This window comes from Stenotrophomonas sp. EMP41 (genome assembly GCF_047495535.1).
GTDB classification, from domain to species: Bacteria; Pseudomonadota; Gammaproteobacteria; order Xanthomonadales; family Xanthomonadaceae; genus Stenotrophomonas; species Stenotrophomonas sepilia.
In genome coordinates this window covers 1,490,378-1,508,432 of sequence record NZ_CP179923.1, presented here as the reverse complement: position 1 = coordinate 1,508,432, position 18,055 = coordinate 1,490,378, and the positions used below count along the sequence as shown (strand labels likewise).

Annotated in this window: 19 protein-coding genes, 1 tRNA gene and 1 pseudogene; 13 read left to right on the top strand and 8 right to left on the bottom strand. The window is 66.8% G+C overall.

Features of this window, described 5'->3' with window-relative positions; genetic code table 11:
- Positions 1-11 precede the first annotated feature (11 nt).
- Both ACMGRF_RS06920 and ACMGRF_RS06915 read left to right on the top strand, forming a co-directional pair.
- Positions 12-1,175, top strand: coding sequence for a two-component system sensor histidine kinase NtrB (locus tag ACMGRF_RS06920; protein WP_414485754.1), 1,164 nt, complete (start codon positions 12-14; stop codon positions 1,173-1,175).
- Positions 1,165-1,524: a response regulator gene (locus ACMGRF_RS06915; protein ID WP_049413819.1), complete on the top strand. Its 360-nt coding sequence runs from the start codon at positions 1,165-1,167 to the stop codon at positions 1,522-1,524. The genes ACMGRF_RS06920 and ACMGRF_RS06915 overlap by 11 nt, the downstream gene beginning before the upstream one ends.
- 26 nt (positions 1,525-1,550) lie before the next feature.
- Here the strand turns inward: ACMGRF_RS06915 and ACMGRF_RS06910 are convergent, their stop codons facing one another.
- Together ACMGRF_RS06910 and ACMGRF_RS06905 are read right to left on the bottom strand one after the other, a co-directional pair.
- Positions 1,551-2,015: a GNAT family N-acetyltransferase gene (locus tag ACMGRF_RS06910; RefSeq protein ID WP_262223405.1), complete on the bottom strand. Its 465-nt coding sequence runs from the start codon at positions 2,013-2,015 to the stop codon at positions 1,551-1,553.
- A gap of 457 nt (positions 2,016-2,472) precedes the next feature.
- Positions 2,473-3,030: a hypothetical protein gene (locus ACMGRF_RS06905; RefSeq protein ID WP_139727023.1), complete on the bottom strand. Its 558-nt coding sequence runs from the start codon at positions 3,028-3,030 to the stop codon at positions 2,473-2,475.
- 326 nt (positions 3,031-3,356) lie between these two features.
- On the opposite strand from ACMGRF_RS06905, the gene ACMGRF_RS06900 reads away from it, so the two are divergent.
- On the top strand, positions 3,357-3,815 hold the full coding sequence (locus ACMGRF_RS06900; RefSeq protein ID WP_414485753.1) for a tyrosine-type recombinase/integrase: 459 nt from the start codon (positions 3,357-3,359) through the stop codon (positions 3,813-3,815).
- A gap of 92 nt (positions 3,816-3,907) precedes the next feature.
- On the opposite strand, the gene ACMGRF_RS06895 is transcribed toward ACMGRF_RS06900, so the two are convergent.
- Positions 3,908-3,984 (bottom strand) — tRNA-Arg (locus ACMGRF_RS06895).
- A gap of 183 nt (positions 3,985-4,167) precedes the next feature.
- On the opposite strand from ACMGRF_RS06895, the gene ACMGRF_RS06890 reads away from it, so the two are divergent.
- From ACMGRF_RS06890 to ACMGRF_RS06860, 7 genes are all read left to right on the top strand, one after another.
- Complete coding sequence (locus tag ACMGRF_RS06890) at positions 4,168-5,700, top strand: aldehyde dehydrogenase family protein (protein ID WP_049413822.1); 1,533 nt, start codon at positions 4,168-4,170, stop codon at positions 5,698-5,700.
- 41 nt (positions 5,701-5,741) lie between these two features.
- Positions 5,742-6,551, top strand: coding sequence for an SDR family NAD(P)-dependent oxidoreductase (locus ACMGRF_RS06885; protein ID WP_134709273.1), 810 nt, complete (start codon positions 5,742-5,744; stop codon positions 6,549-6,551).
- A gap of 108 nt (positions 6,552-6,659) precedes the next feature.
- A complete protein-coding gene (locus ACMGRF_RS06880) occupies positions 6,660-6,944 on the top strand; it encodes a DUF4190 domain-containing protein (protein ID WP_049413824.1) in 285 nt (94 codons plus the stop codon).
- A gap of 4 nt (positions 6,945-6,948) precedes the next feature.
- Positions 6,949-7,719 carry a class I SAM-dependent methyltransferase gene (locus tag ACMGRF_RS06875; RefSeq protein WP_414485752.1) on the top strand — a complete coding sequence of 257 codons (771 nt, stop codon included), beginning with the start codon at positions 6,949-6,951 and terminating at the stop codon, positions 7,717-7,719.
- An 8-nt stretch (positions 7,720-7,727) separates the two neighbouring features.
- On the top strand, positions 7,728-8,783 hold the full coding sequence (locus ACMGRF_RS06870; RefSeq protein WP_049440130.1) for a quinone-dependent dihydroorotate dehydrogenase: 1,056 nt from the start codon (positions 7,728-7,730) through the stop codon (positions 8,781-8,783).
- A gap of 8 nt (positions 8,784-8,791) precedes the next feature.
- Complete coding sequence (gene murB / locus ACMGRF_RS06865; protein ID WP_099487420.1) at positions 8,792-9,853, top strand: UDP-N-acetylmuramate dehydrogenase; 1,062 nt, start codon at positions 8,792-8,794, stop codon at positions 9,851-9,853.
- A 32-nt stretch (positions 9,854-9,885) separates the two neighbouring features.
- Positions 9,886-10,773, top strand: coding sequence for a DMT family transporter (locus ACMGRF_RS06860; RefSeq protein ID WP_099487419.1), 888 nt, complete (start codon positions 9,886-9,888; stop codon positions 10,771-10,773).
- A 111-nt stretch (positions 10,774-10,884) separates the two neighbouring features.
- On the opposite strand, the gene ACMGRF_RS06855 is transcribed toward ACMGRF_RS06860, so the two are convergent.
- The 3 genes from ACMGRF_RS06855 to ACMGRF_RS06845 all read right to left on the bottom strand — a co-directional run bounded on the left by ACMGRF_RS06855 (position 10,885) and on the right by ACMGRF_RS06845 (position 13,610).
- Positions 10,885-11,889, bottom strand: a complete 1,005-nt coding sequence (locus ACMGRF_RS06855) for a phosphotransferase (RefSeq protein ID WP_414485751.1) — start codon at positions 11,887-11,889, stop codon at positions 10,885-10,887.
- Positions 11,890-11,988: 99 nt separating this feature from the next.
- On the bottom strand, positions 11,989-13,023 hold the full coding sequence (locus ACMGRF_RS06850) for a heparan-alpha-glucosaminide N-acetyltransferase domain-containing protein (RefSeq protein WP_414485750.1): 1,035 nt from the start codon (positions 13,021-13,023) through the stop codon (positions 11,989-11,991).
- A complete protein-coding gene (locus tag ACMGRF_RS06845; protein WP_414485749.1) occupies positions 13,020-13,610 on the bottom strand; it encodes a TetR/AcrR family transcriptional regulator in 591 nt (196 codons plus the stop codon). The genes ACMGRF_RS06850 and ACMGRF_RS06845 overlap by 4 nt, the downstream gene beginning before the upstream one ends.
- Before the next feature lie 144 nt (positions 13,611-13,754).
- Between ACMGRF_RS06845 and ACMGRF_RS06840 the strand changes: the two genes are divergently transcribed.
- On the top strand, positions 13,755-14,180 hold the full coding sequence (locus tag ACMGRF_RS06840) for a DoxX family protein (RefSeq protein WP_049413833.1): 426 nt from the start codon (positions 13,755-13,757) through the stop codon (positions 14,178-14,180).
- Here ACMGRF_RS06840 and ACMGRF_RS06835 read toward each other — a convergent pair.
- Positions 14,153-14,956 carry an APH(3')-II family aminoglycoside O-phosphotransferase gene (locus ACMGRF_RS06835; RefSeq protein ID WP_414485748.1) on the bottom strand — a complete coding sequence of 268 codons (804 nt, stop codon included), beginning with the start codon at positions 14,954-14,956 and terminating at the stop codon, positions 14,153-14,155. The genes ACMGRF_RS06840 and ACMGRF_RS06835 overlap by 28 nt on opposite strands.
- Before the next feature lie 140 nt (positions 14,957-15,096).
- Between ACMGRF_RS06835 and ACMGRF_RS06830 the strand changes: the two are divergent.
- Together ACMGRF_RS06830 and ACMGRF_RS06825 are read left to right on the top strand one after the other, a co-directional pair.
- A pseudogene (locus ACMGRF_RS06830) lies at positions 15,097-15,386 on the top strand (SDR family NAD(P)-dependent oxidoreductase); the annotation flags it as partial.
- Positions 15,387-15,485: 99 nt separating this feature from the next.
- A complete protein-coding gene (locus ACMGRF_RS06825) occupies positions 15,486-17,432 on the top strand; it encodes an EAL domain-containing protein (RefSeq protein ID WP_414485912.1) in 1,947 nt (648 codons plus the stop codon).
- Here ACMGRF_RS06825 and ACMGRF_RS06820 read toward each other — a convergent pair.
- On the bottom strand, positions 17,429-18,040 hold the full coding sequence (locus ACMGRF_RS06820) for a TetR/AcrR family transcriptional regulator (RefSeq protein WP_049413835.1): 612 nt from the start codon (positions 18,038-18,040) through the stop codon (positions 17,429-17,431). The two genes, ACMGRF_RS06825 and ACMGRF_RS06820, sit on opposite strands and share 4 nt — an antisense overlap.
- Positions 18,041-18,055: the final 15 nt, after the last annotated feature.

Sequence of the window (18,055 nt, the reverse complement as noted above, 5' to 3'; positions counted from 1 at the left end):
CTTATTTACACGTGGACGCAGCCGCCTCTACGACGTCCGTGCTGACGGACCCTTCCCGACAACTGCGACTGCTGATCGACAGCGTGCGCGACCATGCGCTGTACCTGCTTGATCCTGAAGGCATCGTGTGCAGCTGGAACCCGGGCGCCGAACGTATCAAAGGCTATTCAGCCGATGAAGTGGTGGGAACGCACTTCAGCCGCTTCTACCTGGCCGCCGACCGCGAGGCCGGCGAACCGCAGCGCCTGCTTCGCGCCGCAGCGCAGCAGGGGCATGTCGCCAGTGAGGGCTGGCGCGTTCGCCGCGATGGCTCGTCGTTCCGCGCAAGCGTGGTCATTGAGCCGGTCGTGGAGGCCGGCGAACTGCTGGGCTTCGTCAAGATCACCCGTGACATCACCGAGCAGTGGCAGGCGCAGCGGCTGCTGCGCGATGCCCAGCGTGCGCTGCGCAATACCCAGCAGTTCGAGACGGTCGGTCGGCTCAGCCGCGGCCTGTCACACGAGTTCAACAACCTGCTGACCACCATCGGCAACGCACTGGACCTGCTGTCGCTGCGTGTCAGCGGTGACGATGCACGCGCGGCCGAGCTGCTGGATGCCGCGCAGGCAGCCACTGACCGCGGCGCGCTGTTGACCCGCCAGCTGCTGGCCTTCAGCACCGGCCAGACCCTGATCCGGGAATCGGTGGACATCAATGCGCTGGTACGGCAGTGGCTGCCGGACCTGCAACGCGCCTGCCCGCCCACGGTGGCACTGGATGCCCATCTCACCCCTGGCCTGCCGGAGGTGAGCACCGATGCGATGCAGCTCCAGACCGCCCTGGCGAACCTGGTGGCCAATGCCGTGGAGGCCACCGCCGATGGCGGTCGCATCCTGATCGGCACCGCGTTGGAACATCGCCTCGACCCGGATGCGGACACCACGCTGCAACGCGGCTATGTCACCCTCAGCGTCTGCGACGAAGGCCACGGCATGGCCGCCGACATCGCCGAACGGGCCAGCGAGCCCTTCTTCACCACCAAGGACATCGGCAAGGGCAGCGGCCTGGGCCTGAGCCAGGTGTTCGGATTCACTACCCAGAGCGGCGGCTTCGTCGATGTGTCCACCACGCCCGGTGTCGGCACCACGGTCAGCCTGCTGCTCCCCGCAACCGAGGATGCAACCCATGACCGATGACCCGATCCGCGTACTGATGGTGGAGGACCAGAACGATCTGCGCGAGATGATCGGCATGGCCCTGCGCGATTTCGGCATCGAGGTGTCCACCACCGCCGACGGGCATGAAGCCGCTGCGTTGCTGAAGGGCGACGCACGCTTCGACGTGGTGTTCAGCGATGTCAGCATGCCCAATGGCATGTCCGGAATCGAACTCAGCGAGCACGTCGCGCGTGAGCAGCCGCATGCACGCATGATCCTGTCTTCCGGCTATGCGCGTTCGCAGCTGCCGCCGCTTCCGGAGCAGGTGGAGTTCCTGCCCAAGCCCTATCGCCTGCGCCAGCTGGTCGAACTGCTCAAGCAGGACTAAAGGCGTACCGGCCTGCATGGCCATGCTCAGCGCCGGGCCTGCTGCATGAACAGCAGCGCCGGCGTAGATGCAGCGTCCACTGGCTCGAAGCCGAGGGTCCGGTACAACGCAAGCGCGGCGGCATTGTCCCGATAGACGCGCAGGGTCAGCCGTTGGACAGCATCAGACTGGAACGCCTGCTCGATCAGCGCGTGTACCAGCGTCCGCCCGAGACCGCAGCCCCGCGCCTGAGGGGCAACCAGCAGACGGCCCAGATGCATCGTACCCGGCTGGGTGCACCAGGCCTGGCCGAAACCCACGCGCATGCCGTTTTCTGCCAGCAGCAGCCACCCCGGGCGTTCGCGCAGCTGCAATACGTTCTCGAACTGATCGGGCGGCAGTGGATAGGGCACGCCCGGCCCGGCCCAGCGCAGCGTGGCTGCGGCCGAATCCAGCCACCCGGCGATGCGCGCGTAGTCGTGGGGTTGCACGGGCTGCAGGCGGTGGTCCATGGCGGCCGGTTCGCGAGGCGAAGCGCCAGCATATCCGAGTGACCTCGCAGGCAGTGCACGCGGACGTGGCGCCGCGTACATGGTGACCCCGGCCCGATTCGAAGGGGCGACCTTCGCCGTAGGAGGGCTTCCATTGCGACCTAAGATCAGTGATTTGCAGGTTTAATGGGGTCGCTGCTGGCGTTCGACCTGCGAAAGGACCCTGACCCTCTACTGCCCGGGGACAACGTGGGCGATTTGCACATTTTCACCATCATCGTCCGTCCGCGACGCCAGAAAATCGGGGCAGAGTTCACTACGCAGCTGACCCAACAGACATTCATGTACTGCGGTTCACTACCAGCAGGATCGCCATAGCCTCTTCGGCGTTCGCTTGAAGAATCACCGCCGCGATCTCTTGGAGGCAGTCGCGTAGCGACTGCCTCCTTATCTGGCAGTGGCGCAGATCATCGATAAATCAGAGCCAGATGTAGCCCATGATTCCTTCGTTTACCGGATACTTCACGCCTTCGCAGTTGGCATCCAATGTATCGAAGTGATCTGCCCAGTTGTTCGGTTTCAGACCACCGCGCATGCAGCGGTACAAGGGGACAGTGCCCGGGAGCTGCGTAGCCGCGATGTAACCCGTAATCGGCATGCCGTTCGTGGTCTTCATATGGCCTTCGCAATTCGGATCCATCGAAGAGAAGCTATCCAGCCAGTTGTTGTTGAGGCATGCGTACATTGTCACACTGCCTTCGAATGGATAGTAGGAAATGAAGCCCAAAGTGCCTTCCTTCCTGCCTGGATGCTGCATTCCACCCGGAGTGTTCAGCGGCCGCGCCGAGAAGGTGTCATCCCTACTGCGCCAACGCTCAAGTTCAACCAGCTGAACGCCCGCCGGCAAGTCCGCCGCCTGCGCATTGGCCTCTGCCAAGAGCTTGGGCGAGGCTCCCAGGTAATCCACCTCTTGGGCGGACGCGTTCACGGCCAAAGCTCCGGCCAATACGGCTGCTACAACGATCATCTTCTTCACATCTACTCCTTAGAGAATGGACATACAGATTTCCAGCGGGCGTCTTGCCCGCTCCTCGATTTTAGGACATGGAAATTTGCGTTACCGAGACCCGTATCGAATTTGACGTGCAAAAGAGCCGAGTTCTAGCGGTCGCTCGGCAATACCTCTAAGTGCACCAGCCACATCGGCAACTGCGGCAGGAACAGCAGTAGCGAGCAACACGCTTCGGCCAGGGCCACGATAAAGATCGCAGTGTTCTTGCGCGATCTCCTTCCCGGGACGGTCATCTACGGTATGTAGTGCGAGAGCAGGCGCCCCATCATCCGCCATAAGAGGTGCCGACCATGACTGAGCGCCTGCGCACCGTTCAGCTGGTACCCCAACCGACACGGGAGAGGTCATTTTCGCGCTCGGCATCCTGCCATCCCGCTTCCCGGAAGTTCCTGGCCGCCTGCAACGATCGCAGCATCGAGTCCACCGTGTTCGCGGAGTCAGGCACGTGGCGCGAGGTGTTGCCGAACCGGTATGCGCGCTGGGCGCTGCGCCACCTTCCCGATCCGCTGGTGGCCGTGCACAAGGACACCGTGTCTGACTGGTTCGCATCCGATGCCAAGCGGGCGGGGATCGGCGGCAGCCTCCACCGGCTACGGCACACCTTCTGCGCCCACGTGGTGATGGCCGGCGTTCCATTGCGAAGGGTGCAGATTCTGGCCGGGCACGCTGATTACGCCGCGACCGAGAAGTTCTATGCACACCTGACGCATGAGCGCGACGATGGCGCCGTTGCAAAGCTCAGGTACTAGGCGGACCGCTGGGACCACTGGGACCAAATCCTGTGGATATGCGGGAAACAGTGGGAAATGATCACCACTGAGTCTGCCTAAGTCATTGATTCTGGTGACCCCGGCCCGATTCGAACGGGCGACCTTCCCCTTAGGAGGGGGACGCTCTATCCAGCTGAGCTACGGGGCCATGCAGCCGGGAAGTTTACAGGCAACACACCCTGCCCTCCAAGCATTCGTGCTCCACACGGCGGCGCTGGCGCGTTGCACCATGGCCGGACAGGCCGCTCTGCTACCATCGGCGATTCAGTTCATCGCGTCCCCCACCTGCCCGCGATGGCACCAAACAACGTAACGAAATACAGGAGTCTGCATGTCTTCCGAGCTGCTCAAGTCCCTTGGCCTGGACGCGATCAACGCTGGCACGTACCTGGGCAACGGGGAGTGGTCGAGCGCGACCAGCGGTGAGCTGATCACCCCGGTCAACCCGACCACCGGCGAGCCGATCGCGCAGGTCCGCGCTACCACCGAGGCCGAGTACGAGACCGTCGTCGCCCGCGCCCAGGAAGCCTTCAAGGTCTGGCGTACCACGCCGGCGCCGCGCCGCGGTGAAGCCGTGCGCCTGTGCGGTGAAGCACTGCGCAGGCACAAGGACGCCCTGGGTTCGCTGGTTGCCCTGGAAATGGGCAAGAGCAAGCCGGAAGGCGATGGCGAAGTGCAGGAGATGATCGACATCGCCGATTTCGCCGTGGGCCAGAGCCGCATGCTGTACGGCTACACCATGCACTCCGAGCGCCCCGGCCACCGCATGTACGAGCAGTACCACCCGCTGGGCCTGGTCGGCATCATCTCGGCCTTCAACTTCCCGGTCGCGGTGTGGAGCTGGAATTCGTTCCTGGCCGCCATCTGTGGCGACGTGTGCATCTGGAAGCCGTCCAACAAGACGCCGCTGACCGCCATCGCCTCGCTGAAGATCTGCAACGACGCCCTGCGCGAAGCCGGCTTCCCGGACATCTTCTTCCTGATCAACGATGCCGGCACCGCGCTGTCGGAGAAGATGGTCGACGACCGCCGCGTACCGCTGATCAGCTTCACCGGCTCGACCCAGGTCGGCCGCACCGTCAACGAGAAGGTCGCACGCCGCCTCGGCCGCTGCCTGCTGGAGCTCGGCGGCAACAACGCGATCATCCTGGACGAAACCGCCGACCTGAAGCTGGCCGTGCCGGGCATCGTGTTCGGCGCCGTGGGCACCGCCGGCCAGCGCTGCACCACCACCCGCCGCCTGATCGTGCACCGCTCGATCTACGCTGACGTGCTGTCCACCCTGGTCAAGGCCTACAAGCAGGTGGAAGGCAAGATCGGCGACCCGACCGATGCCGCCAACCTGATGGGCCCGCTGAACAGCGAAGGCGCCGTGCAGCAGTTCCTCGATGCCATCGCCCAGGCCAAGGCGGCCGGCGGCACCATCGAGACCGGCGGCACCCGCATCGACCGCGCCGGCAACTTCGTGCTGCCCGCAATCGTCACGGGCCTGAAGAACAGCGACGCCGTGGTCCAGCACGAGACCTTCGCACCGATCCTGTACGTGATGCCGTACGACAGCATCGACGAAGCCATCGACATGCAGAACGGCGTGCCGCAGGGCCTGTCCTCCTCGATCTTCACCCAGAACCTGAAGACAGCCGAGAAGTTCCTGTCGGCGGCCGGCAGCGACTGCGGTATCGCCAACATCAACATCGGCACGTCCGGTGCGGAGATCGGTGGCGCCTTCGGTGGCGAGAAGGACACCGGCGGTGGCCGCGAGTCCGGCTCGGATGCCTGGAAGGTCTACATGCGCCGCCAGACCAACACCATCAACTATTCGGATTCGCTGCCGCTGGCGCAGGGCATCAAGTTCGACCTGTAACGCTGTTTTGTAGTGCCGAGCCATGCTCGGCAGGACGGGCCATGAACACCGCAGGAAGTGCAGCCGAGCCTGGCTCGGCGCTACAGGCTGGCAAGCCGGTGATTGATTTCACCGGCCGCCGCGTGCTCATCGCCGGCGGCAGCAAGGGCATTGGTCGTGAAATGGCACTGGCCTTTGCCGGTGCCGGTGCGCAGGTCTCGGTCTGTGCGCGCGGCCAGGCCGGCCTGGAGGCCCTGTGCGCCGATGCCCAGGCACAGGGCGCGCCAGTGCACGCGTTTTCCGCTGATCTGGCCGACCCCGGCCAGATCCAGGCCTGGCTGCAGGCCGCCGCCGATGCCTTCGACGGCATCGATGTGCTGGTCAACAATGCCACCGGCTACGGCATGGCCGACGACGAGGATGGCTGGGCCGCGAGCCTGCAGATCGACCTGATGGCAGCCGTGCGTGCCTCGCGCCTGGCACTGCCATGGCTGCGTGCGTCCGGCGACGCCTGCATCCTCAATCTGTCGTCGATTGCCGCGCAGCAGCCGCGTCCCGGCGGCGCGCCCTACGCCGCTGCCAAGGCCGCGCTTTCGCACTACACCACCTCGCAGGCGCTGGCGCTGGCCAAGGACCGGATCCGGGTCAACGCCATCGCACCGGGCTCGATCGAGTTCGATGACGGGCTCTGGGACCGTCGCCGCATCGAGGATCCCGCGCTGTACCACGGCACCCTGGCGAAGATCCCGTTCGGCCGCTTCGGCCACCCGCGCGAGATCGCCGACGCCGCCTTGTTCCTGTGCTCGCCGCTGGCGCGCTGGGTTACCGGCAGCGTGCTCAACGTGGATGGCGGCCAGGTGTTGATGGGCTGACACCGGCCCGCCGGTCGCGGCCAACCCTGGTTGGCGCGTCCGCAACCGCTGGGCATGGGATTGCCCGGGCAGAGGCACTATCATGTGCACACTGCCAAGGAGGACCCGATGAGCGTGGCACCCCGACAGACAAGCGCCCTGGCCGTGGTCAGCCTGGTCATGGGCATCGCCAGCTGGACCGTCCTGCCCTTCGTAGCCAGCATCGTCGCCATCATCACCGGCCACATGGCCCGCGCCGAGATCCGCCGCCGCCCGCATGAACTGGAAGGCGATGGCATGGCACTCACCGGCCTGGTGCTGGGCTGGGTCATGGTCGGCGCCGTGCTTGCCGCCGTCCTGGTCTTCATCCTGTTCTTCGGCGGCCTGGCATGGCTGGCGGCGGTGTCGAACTGACGCCATGACCGCCTCCGACAGCACTGAACGCTTCAGCAGCCGCGTCGCCGACTACGTCCGCTACCGGCCCGACTACCCGCCCGCACTGCTGGACTGGCTGCACGGCCCGATGGGCGTCAGCCACCAGGCCCGTGTCGCCGACATCGGCGCCGGCACCGGCATCTCCAGCCGCCCGTTTCTCGCCAGCGGTCATCCGCTGGTGGCGGTCGAGCCCAACGCTGCCATGCGCGCCGCCGCCGAACAGTGGCTGGCGCCGCAGTATCCGGACTTTTCCGCTGTCGATGGCCGTGCCGAGGCCACCGGCCTGGAGGACACCAGCATCGATCTGGTCAGCGTCGCGCAGGCGTTCCATTGGTTCGACACCGTGGCGGTGCGCGCCGAGTGGCAGCGCATCCTGCGCCCCGGTGGCCAGGCACTGATCTACTGGAACTCGCGCCTGCTCGATGCCAGCCCGTTCCTGATCGGCTACGAACAGTTGCTGCTGGACTACGGCACCGACTACACCGCTGTGGCCGAGCGCTACCAGGACGATGCCACCATGCAGGCCTGGTTCGGCCCCGGCCTGCGCGGCAGGGTAGAGCTGCCGAACGTGCAGCATCTGGACTTCGACGCCCTGCGCGGGCGCCTGCTGTCCTCCTCCTACGCACCCCAATCCGGTCATCCTCGCCACGCGCCGATGATCGACGCTCTGCAGGACCTGTTCGCCGCCCATGCGGTGGACGGCCAGGTCGCTTTTGAATATCGAACCCGAGCCTTCCTCGGCACGCTGGACTGAACCGACGCATGTATTCGCTTGCCCGCCCCTTCCTGTTCTCGCTCGACGCCGAGCGCGCCCACGGCCTCGGCCTGTCCGCACTGGACCTGGCCTATCGCACCGGCACCACGCCGCTGCTGGCCGCACGCATCGCGCCGATGCCCAGCACGGTGTTCGGGCTGACCTTCCCCAATCCGGTCGGCCTGGCCGCCGGCCTGGACAAGAATGGCGAGCACATCGATGCACTGTTCGCGCTCGGCTTCGGCTTCGTCGAAATCGGCACCATCACCCCGCGCCCGCAGGCCGGCAATCCGCAACCGCGCCTGTTCCGGCTGCCGGAACACAATGCGATCATCAACCGCATGGGCTTCAACAACGCGGGCGTGGACACGCTGGTGCGCAACGTCGAGCGCGCGCGCAACCGCCGCGGCCTGCTCGGCATCAACATCGGCAAGAACAAGGACACCCCCAACGAACAGGCCGTGGACGATTACATCGCCTGCCTGGACAAGGTGTACCCGCTGGCCGATTACATCACCGTCAACATCTCCTCGCCCAACACCGCCGGCCTGCGTGAGCTGCAGGAAGAGACCGCGCTGCGCCAGCTGGTCAGCCAGCTGCGCGACCGCCAGGAAGACCTTGCTGCCCGCCACGGCCGACGCGTGCCGATGCTGGTGAAGGTGGCGCCGGACCTCAGCGAACGCGATATCGACGCCGCCGCCCGCGTGCTGGGCGAACTGCAGGTGGACGGCGTGATCGCCACCAACACCACCATCGACCACAGCAAGGTGGCCGGCGATCCGCTGGCCAATGAGGCTGGCGGCCTGTCCGGTGCACCGGTGCTGGAGCAGTCCACGCTGGTGCTGCGCCGCCTGCGCGCGCGCCTGCCCGAATCGGTGCCGCTGGTCGGCGTCGGCGGCATCCTGTCCGGCGCCGATGCGGTCGCCAAGATGGCGGCCGGTGCCGCACTGGTGCAGTGTTACAGCGGCCTGATCTTCCGTGGACCGGCGCTGGTTTCCGAATGCGTCGAGGCGATCCGTCGCCGCCGCGAAGCGCCGAGCCGCGGCGCGGTGGCCCCGCTGTGAGCGCGCCTATGGATACCATCGACGGCAACGCCCCGCTGCGCTGGACGCTCACCCGCAATGCGCCGCTGCAGGCGCTGAATACCTTCCACGTGCAGGCCAGCGCCGCGCAGCTGCTGGAACTGCACGATGCCGCGCTGCTGCCGGAGGTGCTGGCATTGCCCGAGGTGGCCAGCGACCCACTGCTGGTGCTGGGCAGCGGCAGCAACGTTCTGATCGCCGAGGACCTGCCGGGCACCGTACTGGTGTTCGGCAACCGTGACATCAGTTTCCTTGAACACCGCGCCGACCATGCCGTGATCCGTGCCGGCGCCGGCGTGCCGTGGCATGGCCTGGTGATGTGGTCGCTGCAGGAAGGCCTGTCCGGGCTGGAGAACCTGGCGCTGATTCCCGGCACCGCCGGTGCCGCGCCGATCCAGAACATCGGCGCCTATGGCGCGCAGGTCGGCGAGTTCATCCAGGCCGTCGAGGCCTGGGACTGCCAGCAACAGGCCTGGGTACGGCTGGACAACGAACAGTGTGGCTTCGCCTACCGCGACAGCGTGTTCAAGCAGCAACCCGATCGCTACCTGATCACCGCCATCGAACTGAAGCTGCCACTGCTGCACGATCTGCGCATGGACTACGCCGGCATCCGCGAGGAACTGCAGGCACAGGGCGTGGAGCTGCCGAGCGCAGTGGACGTGGCCAATGCCGTGATCGCGATCCGCCGCCGCAAGCTGCCCGACCCGGACGTGCTGGGCAATGCCGGCAGCTTCTTCAAGAATCCGGTGCTGCCGCTGGAACAGGTCGACGTGCTGCTGCAGCACTTCCCCGAGCTGCCGGTGTTCCCGGCCGAGCAGGACGGCAAGCGCAAGGTCTCGGCGGCCTGGATGATCGAATCCTGCGGCTGGAAGGGCTTCCGCGAAGGTGATGCCGGTGTGGCGCCAAGCCACGCGCTGGTGCTGGTCAACCACGGCAATGCCAGCGGTGCTGAGCTGCTGGCGCTGGCGCGCCGCATCTCGGCCTCGGTGCTGGAGAAGTTCGGCGTGCCGATCGAACCGGAGCCCCGCCTGCTCGGCGCACAGTGGTGAACACTCCCGCCCTCTCCCCCGGCGCCGCCCCGATGCGGGCGGCGCTGTTGATGCTCGGCAGTACGATGGCGTTCGGCCTGATGGCGGTAGCGATCCGCTATGCCACCCGGTACGTGCCGACCCAGGAGGTGGCGTTCTTCCGCAATGCCTTCGGCCTGCTGGCGTTGCTGCCGATGCTGCTGCGGCCCGGCCGTGCGCCGCTGAAGACGCGGCAGCTGCCGCGCTATTTCGTGCGTAGTGCGATTGGCCTGGGCTCGATGCTGTGCGCGTTCTGGGCACTGGGCCACCTGCCGTTGGCGCAGGCGGTGTCGCTGTCGTACTCCACGCCGCTGTTCGTCACGATTGCCGCCGTGCTGTGGCTGGGTGAAACCGTGCGCGTGCGCCGCTGGGCCGCGGTCGTGGTCGGCTTCATCGGTGTGCTGGTGATCGTGCGACCCGGTACCGCCGGCTTCACCGCGGGCAGCCTGGTCGCCGTGGCCGCCGCGGTGCTCAGTTCGCTGGTGGCGATCCAGATCAAGCAGCTCACCCGCGTCGACAGCGCCGATACCGTGGTGCTCTACACCTACGTGTTCTGGGTGCCGCTGTCGCTGCTTCCGGCGCTGTTCGTCTGGGTCTGGCCGAGCGGCGTGGCCTGGCTGTGGCTGCTGGCCACCGGCGTGCTCGGCACCATCGGCCAGCTGTTGTGGACGCGGGCGCTGCGCCTGGGTGAAGTCTCGGCGCTGACCCCGATCAGCTTCCTGCAGCTGCCGCTGGTAACGCTGTTCGGCTGGCTGCTGTTCAACGAAAGCGTGGACCGCTGGACGATCATCGGCGCCGGCATCATCCTCGCCGCCAACGCCTACATTGCCCACCGCGAGGCCGTACTGTCGCGCCGCGCCGCCAGCGCAGCGGCCTCTGCAGCGGCCAAGCCCGCAGAGTAGATCCACACCCCGCGCAGACACCGCGCGCCCCTGTAGATTTGGGCCATGCCCGACCCGCCGCGCAGCGTGAGGGTTCATCGTAGGAACTGCCATCCACGCATGGCGTGGGATCTACAGCGCGCGATACACCCGCTCGGCCGCGTCGAATACATTGCCCGGTGCGAACTGCTCGCTCAGATAGTGCAGCGACTGCCGGCGCAGCTGCGGCGAACGATCCTCTCCATCGCTGCCCAGCAGGACCTGCTGGAACTCGATCAGGTCCTGCAGGATGCGCCAGTGACGGTACCAGGCAATCCAGCGAGGGTCGCCGCGGTCGCTGCCATAGCCCTCCTCGAATCCCAACGGATTCTCGCGGCCCCAGCGCCCGCCGACAGCGCCACCGATGAACATCAGGTCGCGCTCGCGCGGTGCCAGCGACAAGCCATCCCAGTCGATCAGGTGCAGGCCGCCGTCATTGGCCATCAGCAGGTTGCCGGCATGAAGGTCGGTGTGGCACAGGTGCAGCCGCACCGGCACATCCTGCAACGCCGCGTGCAGCTGCAGTGCCTGCGCGTGCAGTGCCGCGATGCGCGCGTGCTGCTGGTCCCAGACCGAGACGAAGGCACGGCCCAGCCCATCCTTGGCAGCCGCCAGGCCTTCGCCGGCCAGCCACTGCCCGACGGTCTCCAGCGCCGCGGTTTCCGTCCGGATGCTCGGCAGCGCTTCCTGCAGCGCCGGTGGCGGGCACGCCTCGTGCAGGCGCCGCAGCACCTCGCCCAACCGTTGCCACTGCGTGCGACTCAATGCCGCCTCGAAACCGGACTGGCCTTCCACATACGGGAACAGGGTGAACTGCAGGCCCCAGCGCTGCACCGATGCCCCGCCGGTCAGCGCCGGCCAGGGCGCAACGATTTCCTCGATACCCAGCGTGCCGCGCAGCCAATGCAGGGTGTCCCAGACGGCAGGGGCCACCTGGTAGCTGCGGCATTTCAACCACCACTGCCCGCGCCGTGCATCGATGCGATACACGCTGGCGTTGGCATCGGCGCCAACCGGGCGTGGCACCACGGCGGTCGCGGTGATGCCATAGGACTGCTGGAGGACTTCGCCGAGATGCTGCGCCGAAGCGAATGACATGGATGCAAGCGGAAAGTGTTATCTGCGACAACTATCGCAGATGTGCCCGCCACGACACAGACATGTCCGTCACAACATCGTGCCTGCGCGACCGACGTGCTAGCCGGCGACGCGCCGCATCACCGCTTCCAATGGCCCCCGCGTGAACCGCCACGACCACAGCCACGCTGCGCCCGTGGCCAGCATCAGGAACAACAGCGCCCACAGCAGCACGGTCGGTAGCGACGCGCTGCCATCGAGCAGGCCCAACCATTCCAGCGTACCCATGCCCAGCAGGATGTGGCCGACGTACAGGGTCAGGGTCATTCGCCCTGCTGCAGTCAGCGGTTCCAGCCAATCCCCCGGATGCCGGCGGCTGATCCAGAGGCACGCGGCAATCGCGCTGCAGGCTGCGCCCGCACCGGTCAACACGTAGGCCGGTCCCGGCGGCATCGGCTGCGTTGACAGCCACGGCTGCCAGGGCGTTCCCTGCGCAAGCTGCTGCACGGCCTGGCCTGCGCCGATCAGCAGCAGGCCCGCCAGCAGCAACGCACGCTGCACCCGCGCTTGTGACAACGGCAGGCGCGCCAGCAGCATGCCCAGCAGGAAGAAGCACATCCAGGGCAGCAAGGGATGGAAGCCGTTGAACAGCAGGTTGCGCGCGGCACCCGGCCATTGCCAGAGACCGGCATACTCCAGCGTCTGCCAGTTCCAGCCTTGGCTGTAATTCCAGTGCAGCAGTGCCCAGAACGACCCGGCCGCGAGGCCGGCGATGCTGGCCAGCAGCACCCGTGGCGACGTACGCAGCCACAGCACCGCCAGCGCGAAATACACCGCGTAGTAGTGCAGAATGTCGGCCGGGAACAGGGTCAGGTTGAGCAGGCCCAGCACCAGCAGGAACAGCGCGCGCTGCCAGGTCTGCGCGCTGGCCGGCATCCAGCCAAGGCGCTGCGTGGCCAGTACCAGGCCAAGTCCGGCCAGGGTGACGAAGGTCGCAGAGGCCTTGCCTTCCAGAAAGTGGAAGACGCCTGCCAACCATCCGGCGCCCTCTGCTGGCACGGCCATTGCCAGGCGGAAATTGACCAGCACCATGCCAGCCAGCGCCAGATACCGCGCCAGATCAAGGCCGTGTAATCGCCGGTCAACCGCGCTCATGCGCGTGCACCGAGCAGCAGCGCGAGCAGGCCAGGGTCCAGCGGAGCCTCATCGGTGCCACCGGCTTCGCCCAGCCCTCGACGCAGGGCATCGCTTTCGATGGCATCCAGCAACACCTGCGCCTGCAGCGCCGGGGCCAGCACGGGACGCCGACGTTCACGCTTTGCCACCTGCTGCAGGGCTTCGGCCAGCACAGCCTGCAGTTGCCTGCGATTGGCCGCAAATGCCTCGGCCACGGCCCGATTGCGTGCGCTCTCGGCCAGCACTTCGACGGCGAGCGTCGCCCATTCCGGCTGGCTGCACAGCGCGTGGAAATCCTGCAGGAACGCCAGCACCTGCGTGCGATCACCGTCGGCCACGGCCAGTCGCTGCAGCAACGGCGCCAATTCTTCGCTCTCGGCCACTGCCACTGCAAGGATGATCGCCTCCTTGCCGGGGAAGTGGTTGTAGAGATTGCCCAGGCTGACGTCGGCCGCCCGCGCGATGTCACGCATGCTGGTCTGGTGGAATCCCTTGGCGAGGAAGCACTGCAGGGCGGCCTGCAGGATCTGCGCGTTGCGTTGCGCGTTGCGGTCGGCTCGGTTCATGACGCCAATAGTGAACGAACGTTCGTCCAACTGGAAGCTGGCAACCCGGCCACCAGCGAGCTCCGTTCAGCCGGCCCTTGACCTCAACTGCGGTTGAGGCCCGATGCTGCGCGGCCCGTTCCAAGCCCAACCTGGAGTGACTTCATGCCACGGATGATCACCGCCCTGCTCGACAGCCGCGTGCTGTGGTTCCTGGCCCGACTGCTGCTGGCCGTGGTGTTCCTGTCATCGGGTCTGGCCAAGCTGCTGGCGTGGGACAACAGCGTGGCCGAAATGCAGGCGGCCGGGCTGCAACCGCCTGTGCTGTTCAACCTCGCCAGTGCCGGGGTGCTGCTGGGCGGCTCGATGTGCCTGCTGCTCGACCGCCTGCTCTGGCTGGGGAGCGGCGCGCTGGCGGTGTTCATGCTGCTGACCATCGTCATCGTGCATACCTTCTGGACCAAGCACGGCGCGGAACAGCAGCTGGCGATGTTCTTCGCACTGGAGCACCTGAGCGTGGTCGGTGGCCTGATCTGCGCGGCCATCGCCAGCCGCGCGCGGGCTCAGAAGAACTCGTCGAGCAGCCGGTAGAACGCCAACCGGCACTCGTCGGCCACAGCGCCGTAGCGCTGGAACAACGGTGTGACCCAACGCGTATCACCGAAGTTGTGGACCAGGCTGCGCGCGGCCAGCGCCAGGTCCTGGTAGCGGTCGGCCACGCCCAGTCGCCCACAGTCGATGAACCCGCTGAAACGCCCCTCGGCCACCATCAGATTCGGAAGGCAGGCATCGCCATGGCTGACCACCAGATCTTCATGATCGGGCCGTGTGCTGCACAGTTGGGCGAAGACCTGCTGCGGACTCTGGCCCAGGCGTTCGTCATCGAAGTCATCGGCGTCCACCAACCCGGCCTCGACCCGCGCCTGCGCGACCGGCAGGCGCGAGGCCAGCCGCTGATCGAACGGACAGGCTGCCACCGGCAACGCATGCAGCCCGCGCAGCGCGTCGGCCAGTATCTGCACCCGTTGCTGCGGTGCGAGTTCCGGCGACGAGGCCAGATCGCGGCCAGGCAGCGCGCTCATCAGCAACCAGCGCCGGCCCGCTTCTTCAGCCGTGGCAATCACCGTTGGCGCCGGCAGCCCCCGTGCCTGCAACCAGCGCAGGCGCGCGATCTCATCGCCCAGCTCACTGAAGGCGTCGATCAGTTCCGACTTGACGAAGGCATCGGGGCGGCCCGGCCGCTGCACGCGGGCAACGTCGGCCCGCGAAACACCCATCGACTGCCGCTCGATGCGCGCATCGGCCAACGCTTTCTGCCACGCCAACGGCAGCGGTATGCCATCAGGGGTGGCGTTGTGCTCGTCCATGCCAGGAGATTCCTGTTGCCGGTGACCCTGCGCATTCTCGCTCATCCTGGAGCACGTCGACCCGCGTGCGGCAGGCAGCCTGAGCGAGCTGACCGGACGGTCGGAGGCCATTACGTCCCAGCGCCTGCGTCAGCGACGGCAGTGGCCGCCCGGAAGTGGCGTTCGGCGCCTCGACGTTCGCCCTCAACGCATCGCCGATGCGCTGCGCGAGGACTTCGGCGATCGCCGGCTGGCGGTGACCAGCCTGCAGTTGGGCTACCTCAACACCGGCGACGCCTTGTCGGTGCCGGTGGCCGAGGCCGCAGCGCGCGGCGACGGTGGGCAGGTGCCGGTCCACGATGTCGTGGCCATGGCAAGCGCCCTGTTGCAGCAGTCATCCTCCGGCTTCGTGCGCGAACGGGTGCTGCCCGCCATCGCCGACCCGCGCTACTGGCCTTGCCGGCCGCCGCAGGGCACCCTCGGTGGCCGCGCGCGCGGCCGTGGTTTACCCTGCTCGTCACTGGCCGTCGGTCACAGGCGGGAACCTGCTATGGATGCGCTTTCACGGGTCTCGGCCCAGGTCCTGGACAGCGCCCTGCCCAGCCTGCCGCTGTACCTGCTGCAGGCCACGGCAGTGATCGGCATGATCGGCGTACTGCTGATCGCCACCCGCCGCGCCGGGCACGCCATTGAAGGTCGTCGCCTGTATGTCGGCGTAGCGCTGGGCCTGATCTACCTGTTCAATTCCTGGTTCGTGGCCCGTTATTCCCAGGGTGTCGTCAAACTGCACCTGGGCTTCGACATCCTGCTGGTCAGTGGCCTGCTGGGCGGCTGGCGCGGCGGCCTGGGCTGCCTGGCTGCCGCCCTGCTGGCCCGCTACCAGTTCGTCGGTATCCCGTTCTTCCTGCCTGCCAGCCTTGAGGCCGTGTTGCAGACGGTGGCGGGCGTCTGGCTGCGCAGGCACCTGTACCCGCGCATGCTCAACGAGCTCTCGCCGCGCATGATCCTGCAGGCATGGTCCGTGCGTATCGGAGTAACCGCTCTGGGTTTGGCGCTGGGTGTGGCGATCATTGGCGCCGATCAACTGCCGGTGGCCGAGCTGGCGATCCAGCGCGTGCTGGCACTGCCGGTCTCACTGCTCGTGCTCGGCGCCGTGTTCGCGCTGGTCTACAACGATGCCCAGATCGATGCGCAACGCCAGCGCGAACAGGCCTGGCTGCGCATCGATCCGATCAGCGGGCTGCCCAACATGCGTGCGCTCGGTGAACGCCTGCAGCAGTACTGGCGGGACAACGACGGCACCGGCAGGGCCTGCCTGATCGTGGCCGAGATGGGCAACCTGCGCGATCTGCGCCTGCGCTACGGGCCGTTGCAGGACAACGGCCTGTGGCAGCGCGACAGCACCGAAGAAGTGCATCGGCTGCTGCCCTCGCTGTCGGCCGCGCAGCTGGAGATCTACCAGTTCGGTGATGCCGCGCTGGCGATCCTGGTGCGGGGCCTGACCTTGTCCACACTGCGCACGCAACCGCAGATCACCGAGCTGGCCAGCAACCTGGCCGATCGGGTCGGCCGCGATTGGCCGGGCTTCCGGCCGCTGTTCCGCTGTGCAGTGGTTGAATTGAAGCCCCCTGCTGAAGCCGACGAAGGACATCTTCCGTTCCGCGCCATCACCGTGGCACTGAGCGCGATCGAGTCGGGCGTGGTGTTTTTCGATGACCCGATCCAGCGCGACAGCGAGATCGACGCCCTGATCGAGGTGGCCCTTGAGCACTGGCTGCAGCAGGGCAATGCGCCGCTGTGCTACCAGCCCAAGCATCGCCTGCAGGACCGCCAACTGGTCGGCGCTGAAGCACTGCTGCGCATGCGCGACGGCGAAGGCCGGCCGATTGCCCCGATGCGGGTGATCTCGCTGCTGCGCCGGCAGGGGCGGCTGGCAGACCTGGAATGGGCCACGCTGCGGTCGGCGGTGCACTTCCTGCAGCACTGCCGGCGGGACGGCGCGGCGCTGACCATTGCAGTCAATGTTTCAGCAGAATCGCTGCGCCTGCCCGACTTCGGCCTGCGCCTGCAGGAGCTGCTGCAGCTGCATGACATCCCCGGTGCGATGCTGCGGCTGGAGATCGTCGAATGGACCGAAATCGTCGAGCGCGACGTGGTCGATGCCAACATCGCACAGCTGCTGGCAGCCGGGATCACCCTGTCGCTGGATGATTTCGGCGCCGGCTATTCAACCCTGATCCTGCTCTCGCAGCTGGCCATCGCCGAGGTCAAGATCGAGCAGGCACTGATCGCCACGCTGTCCGACGCCAAGTCGCAGTCGATCGTGCGCTTCATCGTCGAAGTCGCGCACCGCTGCGGCGCGATCGTGGTGGCCGAGGGTACCGAGACCCTGGCCCAGGAACAGAAGCTGCGCGCACTCGGGGTGGATGTCGGCCAGGGCTACCTGTACTCGGCGGCGCTGCCGGCCGACGAGTTCCGTCGCTTCGCAGCCAGCTAGACCGCGTAGAACCCCAGGAACATCGCCACCGCCGATTCGGCCACGCGCGCACGTTCCTGCGCGGTCAACGGTGGCTGCCCCATCGTGACCTGCGGCCAGAACGCGAAGCTCTTCACCAGCCCATGCAACTGGTGGCCGGCAAAGTCCGGATCCACCTCGCGCAGGCGGCCATCGGCAATTGCTGCGCGGATCCAGGCACTCTCGCCACTTTCCTTCTCGCCCATGCGGCAGACGATGGCCTGCGCACGCTCCGGTGAATGGATGATCTCGGCCATCGCCACCCGCGCCAGATCGATGAAATTCCCATCGCTGAGCAGGTCCAGCTTCTGGCCCAGCAACTGCAGCAACTGCGTCTGCAGCGGCTGGTCAGCGCGGTATGGCAGTGCGTCGCTGGCCACGCTGCGCTCCCACAGCTCCTCCAGGATCATCGAGAACAGCGCTTCCTTGCTCGGGAAGTGGTTGTAGACGGTGCGCTTGGAGACCCCCGCCACCTCGGCGATGCGGTCCATGCTGGTCGCCTCGTAGCCCGAGGCACGGAACTCCTCCACCGCCGCGCGCACGATGGCGTCGCGTTTGCGGTCGGTCAGGCGTTGCGGGGCACGGGACATGGCGGGAACCGGATA